The following is a 14,847-nucleotide window of genomic DNA, read 5'->3' on the forward strand; positions in this document are numbered from 1 at the left end:
GCCGTCGTTCGATCACCTGGATCCCGATGCCTCGAGAGCCCTCACTTCGACGCGTCCGCTCTGAGTAAGCGCTGAGAGGTATGGCCGGTACATGTCCTCGACCATTGCCGGCGGATGGGCAAAGGTTCCGGGCGACACCGTGCGCACCAAGTAGGCCAGTGTGAAGGAGCGCGGGCTGCGCGCATTGCGCTCATAGGCGGCCACGAAGCGATCATCGCGGAACTCGGTGTGGGCGGCGGTCGTCTCGTCACCCAGCCACGGCAGGCCGGCGATATCGGCGCTGTCCACCAGGCGCGGGCTGTCGATCTCGAAGCCTGCCGGCAGCATGTCCACCACAAGCAGGTTGGAGGTCCAGGCGCGATCCTCCGACACCCGCAGCACCACCACCATCCGCTCGTTCTGGGCGATGGCGGAGGGCTCCACGGCTTCACCCTCGAGACTGTAGTAGTCGCGCTCGATGGTGAAGCCTGTCGCATTCGCAGGCCGCGGCGCGTCGGGCACGCTCGTAATCCCCACCAGGGCCTCGACGGGGCGTTCGGCGCGGTTGGTGAGCGTGACCGGCGACGCTGCGAGGCGTTCGCCCTCGAAGCGCCGGGTAACCGGCCCCGTAACCGACTCTCCGTCGATCTCGAGAGAGACGTCCGAACCTTCAGCTAACAGCGCATTGGCTGCGAGCAACATCCAGGCCTTCTCCTGCGTGCTGGTGCTGCGCCTTAGCTCACGCTCCCTCTCGACGATCTCGAGCAGCGCCGACAGGGGAGCAGCTTCGGAACCCGCCTCCGCAGCCAGTGCCAAGGTCGCTGCCGCATCGCGCAGGCGCGAGCCATAGTCGCGCCGGTCTCCGTCCTGCGGTGCCTCGGCCTGCAGATCGGCCAGTGCCGCGGCGAAGGCGTCGTCAGCACGGCGCCCTTCACCATAGAGCGCAAGCGCCGCTCCGAGCTGCGCCTTGGCGAGCGGCGTGGGGAACTGATCCAGCGCCGTATCGGCGTAGTAGCGCAGATCCGATATGGCGGCGCGCTGGTTGCGGGCCAGCATGTAGAGCCCATAGGCGATGGCCTCGCCCTCGTCGGCGGCGTCGCCGGCATAGCCGAGCTGGTTGGCGAGGTTGTTGAGGGCGAGCCGGATCGGCAGGCGCGGCACCTCCTGTCCGGCCGCGCGTGCCCGGGTGAGGAAGTCGGTGATATAGGCGTCCAGCCAAAGATCCCCGGAGCCCGGTCCCCAGAGGCCGAAGCTGCCACCGGAAGATTGGTTGGCGGTGACCGTGCGAATGGCATCGACGATCCGCTCCTCAACTCCGCCTTCGGTCACCACCCCCGCCTCGCGCGCAACTTCTGGCAGATAGAGCAGCGGCATCGCGCGGCTCGCCATCTGCTCCGAGCAGCCATAGGGAAAGCGCTCGAGGGCACCGAGGAGGCCCGGCAGGTCGAGCCGCCCGGCACTGGTCACCGACAAGCTCACGCTGGATGTATCCGGCACCGTCCCGGCGAACAGTTCGCCATCCAAGGTGAGGCTCTCTCCAGGCTCCAGCGTCACGACCCGCCGCTCCGTCACGGGCGGCTGAGCCGGGCGCACGGTGATGTTGAGCTGCTGCGAGATCTCCAGACCATCTTCATGGGTAAGGCGAACCGTCAGGTGCCCCTGGCCAACCTCGACGCCGGTCAGTGGGACCTCTACGGCGGCGCGGGCATCGGCGCCGAGTTCGAGTTGCGCCGGGGTGGCCTCTCCAGCTGCGATGTGATCGCTGGCATCCACAGCGAGGCTGTAGCGGCCCTCCGGCCCCTCCATGTTGTGAAGGTCGAGGCGCAGGCGCGAGCGATCCCCGGGTGACAGGACGCGTGGCAGGGCTGCCGTGATGACGACCGGATCGCGCACTGTCAGATCCGCGGTTCCCTGCCCCACGGCGTTTTGGGACCAGGCCACCGCCATGAGCCGCAGTGTCCCGTTAAACTCGGGAATATCGAGATCGACGCTTGCGGCGCCATCGGTGTCAGCCTGAACCGGCCCCGTGAAGAGCGATACGGGCTCCTGGGTTGGCGGACTGCCGATCAACCCGCCCGAGGGCGCGCCGCCGCCAAAGCGCAATCGACCCGTCTCCCCCAGCATCCCCTCGATGAGGCTGCCGTAGAGATCGCGCATCTCCATGGAGAGCGCGCGCTGCCCGAAATACCAGGCCTCGGGTTCCGGTGGTTCGAAGCCGGTCAGGTTCAATATGCCGACATCGACCGCCGCCACAGTGAGCCAGGCGGTCTCCCCTGGCGGCAGGTTGTCGACCTGCAGCGGCACGGCCAGGCTTTCCCGCGGCGCGGCGATATCCGGCAGCTCGAAGGAGACGGCGAGCGTGCGATCCGCGGAATCGACCGCCAGCCAGGCAAGGCCCACGGCCCTGGCGGGCATGCGCTGCGCCTCAGCGTCGGAGGAGCGGAAGACCGTTGCGCTCACATAGGCACCCGGCGACCAGTCCTCAGTCACCTCCAGCTCGATGGTCGTGTCGCCGTCGCTGACCTCCACCTCTCGGCTTTCGAGCAAGCCTTCGCCGACGACGTTGACCAGTGCCGTACCGGCAAAGCGCGAGGACAGGGTCACACGGACCGTCTCGCCGATTTCGTATGCGGCGCGGTCGAGGGAGACGTCGAGCAGGTCAGGGCTGTCGGCGTCGGCCGTTTCCACATACCAGCCCGCGGTGAAGTCGATGCTGGAGGCGGCACCGGTATCGCCGGGCGAGGAGACTTCGAGCCGGTAGCGCCCCCAACTCACGGGAGCGGTGATCCGTGTCGGATCGGCGGCAGTCAGGTCCACCGTGCCATCCGCCACCCGGCTGGTGTACTCGACCGGCTCGTAGGACCAGCGGCCATCGGCCCGATACCATTGGAAGTTCCGTTCGATGCGGAACAGCTCCCAGCGCACGCCGGAGAGCGCGCTGGGTTGGCCCGCGGCATCGAGGGCCATGAGGTCGAAGGCGGCGGTGCCGCCCTCATCCACCGCGTCGCCGGGAAAGGCCGGGCGTATGCCGATCATCTCGCCGGCCGGCGCGATGGGCAGCGTCATCGTCTCCTCGACGGCGCGGCCCCCCGCTTCGCGCAGGGCGACGACAAGCGTCGCCTCCAGCGGCCGCGTCGTGGCCGGCAAGTCACGCACCGCCACGTCAAAACTTGCCCGTCCGGCTTCGTCCGTAGGCGGCAGATCAAGCAGCGGCTCGCGAAGCGCAAGTGTCTCCTCGTCCGCCAAGCCGAAGCGATAGCCCGGCAACTCTGGCCGCCGGTCGGTCGCGGCAATGCGCAGTTCGCCCTCGAGTGCGATATCGGCGGCCGGTGCGCCGTAGAGAAAGCGCCCGTCGAGCGAAACCTCCACTGATCCCTCGCGTGGCAGCTCTTCCGCGGAGACCGTGAGGTCGAACTCGGTGCGATCGGGCACGAAGTCCTCCACCAGGAACTCGGTCTGCGCGATCGGCGCCTCTTCGGGATCGGCATGCACCGCGACGCGCCACGGGCCGCGCATGGCGCTGTCGACCAAGGGCAAGTCCAGCACATGGGCTCCGGGCGCGGCTTCAGTCGAGAGGAGCCGGCGATCCTCCAGCCCATCCGGCCGGGTCATGACGAAGGTGAGTGGCAGGTCCTCGATCGCCCGCGCAGCGTCGTCGCGCACAAGCGCCGTCAGGTGGGCCGTCTCGCCCGGCCGGTAGACGCCGCGCTCGACGTAAAGGAAGATGTCAACGGGTCCGGGTGCGGCGCGCCCCTCAACGCCACGGTCGGTGAGGTCGAAACCGGAGCGCGACAGGTCGAGCAGCGCAAAGTCAGCCCCCTCCGCCCGCGCTTCGAGATGGCCGGGTGCAAGGCCGCCGGCGCCCCTGATGAGACCGGCCGCAAAGTGAACATGGCCGTCGGCATCGGCGGTCGCCTCGCCGAGGATCTCGTTGTTGCGCGCAACGAGCGTGACCGTCACATCGGCCTTGGGCCCAGCGGTCGACAGGGAACGGGTGAAGACATGCAGCCCGTCGCCGCCCATGAGCGTGGAGAGGCCGATGTCCGAGACAACGAACCACTGGGTCGCCTGCGGCCGCCAGCTCTCCGTGTGCGCCTCTTGCGCGCGGGCACGCAGCACGTAGACGCCGGGCTCCCGCTCAGGCAGTGCCTCATCGATCGGGATGGCGCTGGTCACCTCCTCGTTAAGTTCGGCGCGGACGTCCAGCGTGCCTTCCCACAGCTTCTCGCCAGTCTCCTCGGCAATCCGATTGGCTTGATAGTCGCCGAGCTGGCTCAGGAAGCTGTTGTCGCCGAAGGCACCTGAGAGGCCGCGCGCCCCGATACGATAGAGCTCGAGCTCAACCTCCTCCGTATTGACGGAGATGACGGGAATGCCCTTGGTGCCGACGCGTGGCAGCACGTAGGCGCGCCCGGAGAAGCGCACGCTCGGCGCGCGGTCGCGCACGTAGATGTCGAGATTGACCTGCCGCTCCAGGGGCTCATTGACGGCAGATGGCAAGCCGGGCCGCAGGGCGAGACGGTAGCGCCCGCCATGCTCGACGCCTTCCACGCAGAGCTGCTGGCCTTGCGGCGTCACCGCGGCGGGCGGGGCGCCATCCAGGGTCACATAGGGCGTGAAGTCGACCCGGCCGCGCATCAGGTTCTCGGAGAACTGGACGCAGATGCGCGGGCTCGCAGCGTCGGCGTCCACGGTGTGATCGACCACGCGAAAGCCGTGTTCGGCCCGCAGCCGCTCGAAGGCGGCGCGCATCTCAGCATCTTCCTGCAGCGCGAGGCCCGCCTTGTAGGATTCCAGCGCCGGGCGGAACAGCCCCCGCTCGACCAGCGCCTCGGCGAGCAGCGCATAGGCCTCGGCCCGCGCACTCCGGGTGGGTGCCTGAACCACAGCGCCGAGCGCAGCCCCCGTCGCCCCCATCTGCAGCTCATAGGCATCCACCTGTTGCGTCGGTTCGGCGGCGAGCAGGGCGCGCGCAAGCTTGGTCCAGACGGCGCCCTCCTCCGGGTCCAGGGTCAAGGCGCGGCGGAAGAAGTCGCTGGCCCTGTTCGCATCGCCCGCCTGCAGCGCGCTGTCGCCCTCGGCCGCCAAGGTGAGCGGATCTCTGCCCTTTTCCCGAGCGGAGCGCACCTCGCCCTGATAGCGCTCAGCGTCGTCGATTACCCACTCGGGCAGGAAGGAGAGGTCCGGACGCGCCAATACCTCGCGCGGCGCCGGCGCTTCCACCACGCGGCCGGCCACCGCGCCGTCAAAGCTGCGCAGTTCGCCATAGTCGCTCTTCAGGAAGCACCAGCCGGCGTTGAGGTTGTAGGTGAAGGCGCGGCACTCGGACTCCGCCAGGCAAATCTGCGAGCAATCGTCGAGTGTGACATCCCGCACCGTCTCGAGATCGAAGCCGAAGTAGTCGCCGCCCTCGATGGTGACGATGCGCCGCTCGCTCTCGGCCTCGGCGGGAGAGAGGGAGAGCAGCACGAAGAGACCTGCCACCACACTTGCCAAACGCCAGACCATGACCCGCCTCCCGTTTTACGGAAACCGGCCCCAGTCTGACTCCAGGATGCGGCGAGGTCTATGACGTGCTGTGAGCGTTCTTCGAATGCCGAGCCAGGTCGGATGGACTTGCTGCGAGAGTTACGCCCCAAAAATCAGCAATTTCCTACTCGACCGGACTGGCCTACGCTTGCCCAGTTGCCGATATGTGCGACATGTCCAAACGACTCAGCACAGGAAGCTGTCGCAATGTCTCTATAACACTGGCCGTTGGTTGGGCGAGATTTACAGTGGCGAAACGAAGTCTATGCCCCTGAAGTTCGGCTGCTTCATCCACATCAACGCCAAGCGCTGGATAAAGCAAAATACCTTCTGAATTCAAAGATCGTGGATCGTCTTCCTTTTCCTGACTGCGAAGATAGGCATAGAGTTGGTAAATGTGGCCAGTCTTGAATCGCTGCCCCATTCCGTAGTGCGCATCGGTCAAGATGCTCGTGAATTTTGTGTCGATGATGATCCGGCGATCCTCCCGCTCGTTCTCCAGAATGATGTCAGTCACCATCATGGGCAGATGCGCGCGGATGCCGGGAGATGCAGCGCCCACCGGCCAGGAAATCTGCTTTCCGGGATAGACGCGCCAGCCCTCTTTCCGCGACAACTCCTCTGCAAAGAAGCGGCCAATGGCCCGCTCGAACAGTTTCCGAAACGCCGTATCGCCGCGCGATGCCTTGAACAGTGAACGCACCCCTTCTTGCTCGGTGGGCAAGACGAGCTCGAAGACAGCGCGGGCCAATGACACCATGAGCTTGTCCTCGCCTTCGTGGCGAGCGATCTGGTCTGTAGCAAATTCGGCGCGTGACGGCGATTGGCCGCTGACACCCGCACGCGCCAGAGCTCCGGAAAGGGTTCGGGTTCTATGCGACAAACTTGGATTGGATACCCGCCCGGACAGCGCCGTAAGAGCTGCGCGCACCAGTCTATTTCTAGGCGTATCGATCGTAAATTCATCAAACCGGCAAGCGACTTCGCCCCGTCGAAAGAGAGCGCGGGATTCAGTCTCCAGTATCTCGATGCGCCCCCTTACGCGCTTCAATGTATCGGCGCGTCTACGGTAGCCAAAGCTAAGGTTGCGCTGAAGACGGGTTTCGACGGCATGACAGAGCAACCGGGCAATCAAAGACTTGAGGTCCGGTGAGTCTTCGATCTCAGCATCGAACCGCCCTTGAAAACGGGCAAGATCGTTGGCGTACAGGAAAAGCAACCAGACATTCCGTATCGGTATCTTGTCGTAGGCAAGCTCTACCTCATCCGCTTGCCAGCCAGCGAAGTCCGATGCAGCGCTCACAGACCTTGTAGAAGCCGCGCCTTCGACGACGCGGCCTTATCCAGATTATCGAACCAGTACTCTTCAAGCAGTGGCGCAATCTCCGTTTCGACGATCGAGCGAAACCACGCCCTACCGTCAGGCACGCTGTCGCCAGGTGCGGGCGTGACGTAGCTGTGGCCGATTCGGAACTGCACCCCAAGCGATCGGTCTGCCGCGATCTCGTCATTGAGCTCGCTCATGAGGCGCCTGATCTGTTTCAGGTCAACTTCGTCGATACCGGCTTGGTCCATGCACCATTGCTGCCAACGGTTATTCAATGCCGGTTCCAGCGTGACGAAGGCAAAGCGTCGACGAAGCGCTAAATCAACGAGAGCGAGGGAGCGATCAGCAATGTTCATGGTGCCGATGACGAACAGATTACGCGGGATGAAAACTCGCTCGCCCTCATGAGAGTAGGCAAGCTGGAGGGCTTCCACTTCGCTGCGCTTGTCCTTTTCAAGAAGCGTGAGCATCTCCCCGAATATCTGGGAGGGATTGCCGCGATTGATTTCCTCGATGATCAAAACGTACGGGCGATCCGGTTCGGCACGTGCCGCTTCGACGGCTTCAAGAAACACGCCATCAACCAACGATAGCTTTCCATCACCATCAGGACGCCAGCCCCGCACAAAGTCCTCATAGGACAGTGACGGATGAAATTGGATCGAACGCATTCGTTTCCGGATCACTGCGCGATCATTGGTTCCAATGAGGGCGTAGCCCAAGCGTTTGGCTAGCCAGGTCTTGCCGGTGCCGGGTGCCCCTTGAAGGATAAGGTTCAACTTCCCCGATAAGCGTGAAAGCGCGGCGGTCAGTTCATCCTCGTCCAGAAAGCAGCCATCGCTCAGGATATCTTTGACACCGTAAGGCTTGGTCTCAGCCTCCTCGGTATCGGCATCGGCCTCTTCTTCTTCCAGCTCGATTTCGGTCAGTGTGAGCGGGCGGGCTCCGTAACGTTTCGCCCAGTACGGTTGGCGCAGCCAGAACTCATAGTCCTGCTTGTGATCGCTGAAGGTGAATTGGATCAGTCGCCTTGCCAACTCGTCAGAGGCGTCGGCCTCAACGACGGTGACGCGGTATGTGTAAAAGTACCACTCCTTCGGCTTCTCGAGCAGCCTCCAATCCACTTTCACGGTTTTGCCGTCTTTCGTCGCTTCGGTGATTGTACCGACTGCTTTGATCCGCATGCAGGAAACGGGCTTGTCCTGATTCTCGAATGGCAGTCCGTACTTCCGGACGAAAGTGGCTTTGATCGCGATGCGATCGCCAGGTTTCATCCGGGCGACCTGAGCAGCGAACTTATCGTCATTTCCGTTCTGCCAGACGCCTTCATTCATGAAGCGTTCGGTCTGATCATCCGTTCCACCCCAGAGCGCCCCGACGAACCAAAAGCTCCGGTTTGGGTCATCAAACAACGTGCCTTTTGCCTCACCCAGCGATGGCGGCGCGGCCTCTTCATCATCTGCAGTCGTATCGCGATACCGGGCATGGATGCTCTTGAAGAGCGCAACCGCACTCTCATGGTCGAGAAAGGTTTCCCGCCCTTCGGGGCTGAGTGACCATAGCCCGCGCTTCTTACGGTCGATCAGGCCGGCCTTCGCAAGATAGAAGCGCGCCCATGCAACCTGATTCTCATACTTCGACTGGCCGTTCCTGTTGGTCTCTTTCAGCTCCTCAGAAGTGACCTCGGCAAAATCGACCACCTTCCCAATCACCTGCCGGGGCTCTGCCGATCCACCGAACCATCGCAAGGCATCCAACACCGGACCGAAAAACTGAACGAACTTCGGCCCCCCTGAAGCAACCTCCGTTGCTTCATGCGCTTCAATCAATCCAAGGTTGTCAGGCGCGTTCGGCGCCCATTCGAACAAGGCCTCCTGCTGATGTTCGACAAAGGCTGCTGGATCATTGACCTCATAGCCGAACTCCTTGGCTGCCGCGATGAAGCCTTCACGAGCGGTGCCATCAAGCGTGCCGGTCTTGAGATTGGTTTTGTTGACCACTATTGCGCTCGGCAATGGCCAGTTGCGCCCGGCCGCAATCTTAACAAGATCACCGAGATGCGTGTTCATCTTGTAGCGGACATGATGCCACTGCGCGCCATTGGCTTTTGCGAGATCACCGTAACTGATGAATCGGCGCTCCCGCGCGGCGTTGATGATGGTTCTGTATGTTGTCTGCAGATTAAGAGTGTCGCTCATAGCGGGAACTTTAACGAACGAAGCGCTGTCCGTGTAGAAATTTCGACGGATCGCTTGGCGCTTCAGACGGCTCCCCCGAAGCGCGCGCCCCGGCGCTCACAATCTAACGCGGCCTTGGCTTCCTTCGACCGCGTGCGCGTTGCGGCGCCCGCTACTCGGCTGCGGCCTACGGCAGTTCAAGACCGGGCAGCCGCGCGCGCAGGCCGGCGCTGACAGAATCGTGGATATAGGCCGGGAAGTTGGCAGGGAGGCCGCTTTCGATCTGCGCGATTGCGTTATCAGCCTGCGTGCGGACTTCATTGACCGCTTCACGCACGAGCGCTTTCGGCAGTCCGGCGCGCTCGGCCGTCTGGACGAAGTGCCGGCCATGGATCTGATCGATGCGGTAGTGATTATTGTTGCCGACCGACATCGCCAGTTTCATTTGCTTGCGCTCTATCTGGTGGGCATTGAGGCTCGGTTGCGCGGTCAGCACATCGTAGAAAGGGGTGAGCGAGAAGCTGCCGCCAGGCCGCAGGAAGATGCTGAAATTCTTGGCGTGACCGTCGGTGGCACCGATCAGCCAGAACAGGATTTGGGCCTTCAGCACCAGCTTCTGGTCTTCTGCCGGCGTGTCGCTGCCCTTGAGCAAGTCGAGGATATCAACCAGACCCGGCCCCTGATCATTCTGGTATTTGCGTGAGGGCGGGACCGACAGAGCCTGGCAGCAATCTTCCTGTGGCATTCTGAGCAGGCGGCCGTTTCGTGTCCAGTGGCGGTCGAAGCGTTCGATGACCAGTACCGTCGTCTCACCGAATGTCTGAATCTCCGCCGCGTTGACAGGCAAGCCGAAGGCGGCGAGGAGCTTGAGGCAGTAATACTCGTTCTCGACGCTGTTGGAGAGGTCGATCCCGTTTGGCAGTTGCCCGATCTGTGTTTTGAACAGATGCGTTGTCGGTGTCGTGCCGCGCGGCTTGAGCCATGCATCGCCATAGCGGAGGAGGGCGGTTTTTTCCTGTGCGCCGGCAACTGAAATCCGGAAATGGTCGTCGCTGTCCAGGCCGAGCGGAGCCTGCATGAGATTGCGCAGGAGCTTCTCGATCGCCGCGTCGTCCACCGGCTCGCCTTTGATCACGGTGCTGTCGGTGGTGTCGATCCCGTCGGCAACGAACTGGAGCGCACCGACGCAGTCACGCCCGATCGCGGCAAGCAGGCTGTAGGCGTCAGTGCCGCCGGCGCCAACTTTTTCGGCGACACGGCGGCGCAGCGATTCCGTGTCCGGCAGCAGGTTCTCGAAGACGGCCGCGACCGCTTCGCCGCGATAGGCATCTTCGCGAAGCGGCAATGAGAGGGAGACGGGGAAGCCCTGCTCCCATTCAAGCCAGCTTTCATCATAGTGAAAGTGGATCGCGCCGCTGGACTCCTTGTTTAGGTGACCCACAAGGCGGTTGTTCAGATACACGCGGAGCGGAGTGTGCTTGCGGCGGCGGGCCATCAGAACAGTTCCTCGAACTCGGAGGGGTGTCCTTTGGACCTGGCTGTGACCCGGAACTCCAGATCGAGCGTTGCCAGGAGGCCGAGGATGGTCTCCAGCCGCGTCGCCGGATTGCCGTTTTCTATCAGAGAAATTGTTTCCTGGCGCAGACCGGCCTTGTTGCCGAGCTGCGTCTGGCTCCAGCCACGTCGCTTGCGGGCGCGGCGGACCAGATTGCCAATTTGCTTCGGGGTGCGGGCGTGCTCTGTCATGCCATGATTATGGGTCCATTCCGATAAAATATCAATATCGGAATCGACGCATAAACTGGAATTATGCGTTAAGACCGATAAATCTAACTTATCGGAATTGGCTCATAGTCGAACTCACTGTTACGCGCAACAGAACCATTCTCTGCACAACAACTTCCAAGGGAGCAAATGGTGCCGCCGGCGTGAATTGAACACGCGACCCCACCCTTACCAAGGGTGTGCTCTACCCCTGAGCTACGGCGGCACGAAGGGGGCGCATGGGCGCCCTGGGCAAGCGGGCGGAACATGCCACCGAGCCCCCGGCATGGCAAGCGTGATCATGTGCAAATTTTCGTGACTATGGCTGCCGCCCCGCGGGGGCTGGAAGTGAGTACGGGAGGTGGCGCCGGCGCTTCGCCACAAAGTGGTCACGGCCATGCCTCTGGCTCTTGCTCGATGTTTGGGCGTAAGGACAGTGATCCCGTGGCGGCGACCGCTGGCTCTTCCGGGCTGGCGGGCAAAGGTGCGGACGATCTTGCGTCGTCACGGGGCCCGCACCTCACTGGTTCCCGGCCCGGTCGTTCCGAGCCCGGCTGTTCTGGCCCCCTCCTCTTGCGCAAGCTATAAGGTCTCCAGCCCATTCGGGGATCGGGGAAAGGGAGTCGCGTGAACGCCTGCGTCACCATCCTCCTGCCGGCCTATCACGCCGCGGCCACCCTGCCGCGCGCGGTCTCCAGTCTGCTGGCGCAAAGCCGTGAGGACTGGACGGCGGTCATCGCCAGCGACGACGGCCGGGACTATCTGGCCCTGCTGGCCGAGCAAGGCCTCGGCGATGCGCGCCTGCGGCAGGTCTCCACCGGCCACACCGGCAGCGGCGATCACGGCGCGCGCAATGCGGCGCTGCAGGCCGTGGGGGACACGCCGTTCATCGCCACGCTGGATGCCGACGATGCCTGGGCGCCGCAGCGCTTGGCCGAACTGATGCCGCTGGCGGAGGAGGCGGGAGCCGCGGTCTGCAACACCCTGACGCACGACGAGAGCGGCCATGCCTACAAGCGCCCCTTTCCCGACGCCCGCGCGCCCTTCGCGATGACGGCAGAGGATATTCTGTCGCCACGCTCGCCCTTCTTTCCCCTCTTCCGGCGCGAACTGGCCGGGGCCGGCTGGCCGGCTGTGCCCTTCTGCTCCGATGTGCTCTTAAGCCTCGGGCTGCTCGACCGGACGCGGCGGGCCGGCGGCGCCCTGCTCTGCCACCCGGAGCCGCTCTACCACTACTACAAGACGCCCGGCTCCATGACCCACGACGCCGGCACCGCAGGCCTGGCGGATGCCGGCTATGGCGCCATTTTCGACCTGCTGGCGGATCCCGCCTTCCCGCTTGCGGATGACATCCGCGCCGCCGCGCAAGCCGAGTTCACCCGCAACCGCCAGAGCAACGCCGTCTTCGCCCGCTGGCTGGTCGAGGGGCGCTGTACCAGCCTGGAGGACTTCCTGGACCGGACCGAGAACGGGCGGGCCGCCTGGCTGTTCGAGGAGGGGCGCTCGTGAGCCGCGTGCTGATCACCGGTGCCGGCCAGCGGTTGGGCCTGGCCATGGCTGAAGCACTGGCCGCCGATGGCCACAGCCTCTGCCTGCACCACAACCAATCGCGGGAGGACTGCGAAAGCCTTGCCGAGCGCATCCGCGCCTCAGGCGGCGAGGCCGTGACGCTCCAGGCCGATCTCTCGGATCCCACAGCGGCGGCAGAGCTGCCGGCGCGCGCCGCCGGGCTGCTGGGATCGCTGGACGTTCTGGTCAACAACGCTTCGATCTACGAGGAGGATCGCCTGCAAGATTTCGCGTCGGAGACCTGGGAGCGGAACTTCGCGATCAACCTGCGCGCGCCCACTCTGCTGTGCCAGGGCTTCGTGAAGCAGTTGCCTTCAGGGCAGAGCGGCAGCATCGTCAACCTGCTGGACACCCGCATTGCCGCGCCGCGCGCCGGGGACTTCCTGTCCTACACGCTCAGCAAGTGTGCGCTGGCGACCCTGACCCGCATGCTGGCCGTGGAATTGGCGCCACAGGTGCGCGTTAATGCCATTGCCCCGGGCCTCACGTTGCCCAGCAATGGCCAGAGCGAGGCCGAGTTCGCCGCCGCCCAGGCCGCCGCGCCGCTGGGCTACGGCGCGCAGGTTGCGGATATCCAGCGTGCGCTGCGTTATCTCCTGGCCGCCGATCCGGTGACCGGCCAGATCCTCTATGTGGATGGCGGCGAGCGTTTCCTCAGCCAGCCGCTCGACAGTTAAGGAGCCCCCCATGACCGCCCCCTGGTTTGACGGCAGCGCCGGCTACACCCGCGTCTTCCTGGAGCAGGTCGCACTGAACCTGAAGATCGGCGCCACCGAGTGGGAGCGCCATCCCGAAAAGCGCATGAAGGTCTTGGCCACGGTGGAGTGCTTCCTGCGCCAGGAGCGCCACGAGGGCGAAACGCTCGACAGCGTGATCGATTACGACCGTCTCTATCGCCTGTTGCAGGACTGGCAGGAGCGCCCGCACACCGACCTGCTGGAAACGCTGGCCCAGGAGCTGGCGGACGCCTGTCTCAGCGACCCGCGCATCGAGGCCTGCCGCGTGGCCTTGCGCAAGCCGGACATCTACTGGAATGCCGCCGCTGCGGGTGTCGAGTTCTATCGTCGGCGATAGACCAGATCACCCGTTCGGCATAACAGGCATCCGCCCTTCGCCCTTGCAAGCGCCGGCCTGACACCGGACACAAGGGCATAGATCAAAGAGATAGCGCGGCGTCCGAGAGGGTGGCCGCAGCCAGAGTGCAGACCGAAGGAAAGTTTACACCATGTCCGCTTCCCCGCTTGCCGGAATCAATGTTGCCATCCTTGGCGCCACAGGTGCTGTCGGGCGCGAATTGATCGCCGTTCTGGCGGAGCGCGCACCCGATCTTGGGTCCCTCACCTGTTTTGCCTCCGCCGGCGGCGGACGGCGGACCCTGACGGTCGGGGGGCGGGAGATCGCAGTCGAGCCTTACAGCAGGGACGCGATCCGCCCGGGCACGCTGGTCTTCATGGCAGTCTCCGGCGATTTCGCCACGGTGGAGGCCCCAGCACTGGTCGAGGCCGGCGCGCTGGTGATCGACAACTCTTCGGCCTTCCGTTACGACCCGGCCGTGCCCCTGGTGGTACCCGAGGTGAATGCGAAGGCCATCGGCGAGGCACGCCTGATCGCCAATCCAAACTGCACCACGGCCATCTTGGTGCCGGCGTTGGCTGCACTGCACGCCGCCTGCGGCCTGAAGCGGGTGATCGTCTCAACCTATCAGGCCGCCAGCGGCGCCGGCGCTGCCGGCATGGAGGAACTGCGCGTCGGCGTAGCCCGAGATCTCGCCGGTGAGTCGGTGCCGGCCGAAGCCTTCGCGCACCCGCTGGCCTTCAACATCATCCCCCAGATCGATGCCTTCCAGGACAATGGCTACACCCGCGAAGAGATGAAGGTGGTCTGGGAAAGCCGCAAGATCCTGGGCCTGCCCGACCTGCCGCTGAGCTGCACCGCCGTGCGGGTGCCGACCCTGCGCGCCCATGGCGAGGCCGTGACAGTCGAATTGGAACGCCCCTGCACCCCCGAGGAAGGGCGTCGCCTCTTTGCCGGCACACCCGGGCTGGTGCTGGTGGATGAACCCGAGAGCCTGCGCTACCCCATGCCGTTGACCGCCAGCGGCAAGGACCCCGTGGAGATCGGCCGCGTGCGCCAGAGCCTCGTCTTCGGGGCACAGGGCCTCGACTTCTTTCTGGTGGGCGATCAGCTGCGCAAGGGCGCGGCCCTGAACGCCGTCCAGGTCGCCGAGGCATTGGCCGCAGAGGGGACGCTGGTACTCTCTCGCTGAGGCCTATCCAACAGCTACCCGGTCTTGCTGGAGGGCCTTCGGTGCCGTTGCATCCGGTATCGTGGAGCCCCCACACCAACGCTACGCCAAGCGTGCGCCAGCGGATGGCGTGACCACCTTCGGCGGCCGTCGCGCAGCGGCCTCCACCCGCACTTTGCCCCTCCGCGCTGAAGGGCTGAGAGGGGGGAGCAGCAGGATCAGGCGAGCGTTGGGTGCAGTGATATTCTTGAGGCGAT

Annotated in this window: 9 protein-coding genes and 1 tRNA gene; 4 read left to right on the top strand and 6 right to left on the bottom strand. The window is 64.4% G+C overall.

Translation table 11 applies throughout. The features are described from left to right. Window positions 1–12: 12 nt before the first annotated feature. The 6 genes from P2G67_RS11490 to P2G67_RS11515 form a co-directional block, all read right to left on the bottom strand. On the bottom strand, window positions 13–5,487 hold the full coding sequence (locus tag P2G67_RS11490) for an alpha-2-macroglobulin family protein (protein WP_275823193.1): 5,475 nt from the start codon (window positions 5,485–5,487) through the stop codon (window positions 13–15). Between the two features lie 163 nt (window positions 5,488–5,650). Continuing rightward, window positions 5,651–6,811, bottom strand: a complete 1,161-nt coding sequence (mcrC, locus tag P2G67_RS11495; RefSeq protein ID WP_275823195.1) for a 5-methylcytosine-specific restriction endonuclease system specificity protein McrC — start codon at window positions 6,809–6,811, stop codon at window positions 5,651–5,653. Beyond that, on the bottom strand, window positions 6,808–9,033 hold the full coding sequence (locus P2G67_RS11500; protein WP_275823197.1) for an AAA family ATPase: 2,226 nt from the start codon (window positions 9,031–9,033) through the stop codon (window positions 6,808–6,810). The genes mcrC and P2G67_RS11500 overlap by 4 nt, the downstream gene beginning before the upstream one ends. Window positions 9,034–9,199: 166 nt before the next feature. Continuing rightward, window positions 9,200–10,507, bottom strand: coding sequence for a type II toxin-antitoxin system HipA family toxin (locus P2G67_RS11505; protein ID WP_275823199.1), 1,308 nt, complete (start codon window positions 10,505–10,507; stop codon window positions 9,200–9,202). Further along, complete coding sequence (locus P2G67_RS11510; RefSeq protein WP_275823201.1) at window positions 10,507–10,758, bottom strand: helix-turn-helix domain-containing protein; 252 nt, start codon at window positions 10,756–10,758, stop codon at window positions 10,507–10,509. Before P2G67_RS11510 ends, P2G67_RS11505 begins: the two co-directional genes overlap by 1 nt. Before the next feature lie 169 nt (window positions 10,759–10,927). Then, window positions 10,928–11,002: transfer RNA gene (locus P2G67_RS11515), tRNA-Thr, on the bottom strand. A gap of 401 nt (window positions 11,003–11,403) precedes the next feature. Here P2G67_RS11515 and P2G67_RS11520 point away from each other — a divergent pair. The 4 genes from P2G67_RS11520 to P2G67_RS11535 all read left to right on the top strand — a co-directional run bounded on the left by P2G67_RS11520 (window position 11,404) and on the right by P2G67_RS11535 (window position 14,611). Beyond that, the gene (locus tag P2G67_RS11520; RefSeq protein ID WP_275823203.1) at window positions 11,404–12,285 is read left to right on the top strand and encodes a glycosyltransferase family 2 protein; all 882 of its coding nucleotides are present in this window, start codon (window positions 11,404–11,406) and stop codon (window positions 12,283–12,285) included. Then, window positions 12,282–13,022: an SDR family oxidoreductase gene (locus P2G67_RS11525; protein WP_275823205.1), complete on the top strand. Its 741-nt coding sequence runs from the start codon at window positions 12,282–12,284 to the stop codon at window positions 13,020–13,022. The genes P2G67_RS11520 and P2G67_RS11525 overlap by 4 nt, the downstream gene beginning before the upstream one ends. Before the next feature lie 10 nt (window positions 13,023–13,032). Continuing rightward, a complete protein-coding gene (locus P2G67_RS11530) occupies window positions 13,033–13,419 on the top strand; it encodes a dihydroneopterin aldolase (RefSeq protein ID WP_275823207.1) in 387 nt (128 codons plus the stop codon). A gap of 151 nt (window positions 13,420–13,570) precedes the next feature. Beyond that, window positions 13,571–14,611: an aspartate-semialdehyde dehydrogenase gene (locus P2G67_RS11535; protein ID WP_275823209.1), complete on the top strand. Its 1,041-nt coding sequence runs from the start codon at window positions 13,571–13,573 to the stop codon at window positions 14,609–14,611. Window positions 14,612–14,847 lie beyond the last annotated feature (236 nt).

Source organism: Aquibaculum arenosum, assembly GCF_029222965.1.
Classification (GTDB): domain Bacteria; phylum Pseudomonadota; class Alphaproteobacteria; order Kiloniellales; family DSM-21159; genus Aquibaculum; species Aquibaculum arenosum.

Coding starts and splice junctions, on each gene's coding strand:
- P2G67_RS11530 (WP_275823207.1), top strand. CDS start 13,033: ATGACCGCCCCCTGGTTTGACGGCAGCGCCGGCTACACCCGCGTCTTC.
- P2G67_RS11500 (WP_275823197.1), bottom strand. CDS start 9,033: ATGAGCGACACTCTTAATCTGCAGACAACATACAGAACCATCATCAAC.
- P2G67_RS11490 (WP_275823193.1), bottom strand. CDS start 5,487: ATGGTCTGGCGTTTGGCAAGTGTGGTGGCAGGTCTCTTCGTGCTGCTC.
- P2G67_RS11510 (WP_275823201.1), bottom strand. CDS start 10,758: ATGACAGAGCACGCCCGCACCCCGAAGCAAATTGGCAATCTGGTCCGC.
- P2G67_RS11535 (WP_275823209.1), top strand. CDS start 13,571: ATGTCCGCTTCCCCGCTTGCCGGAATCAATGTTGCCATCCTTGGCGCC.
- P2G67_RS11505 (WP_275823199.1), bottom strand. CDS start 10,507: ATGGCCCGCCGCCGCAAGCACACTCCGCTCCGCGTGTATCTGAACAAC.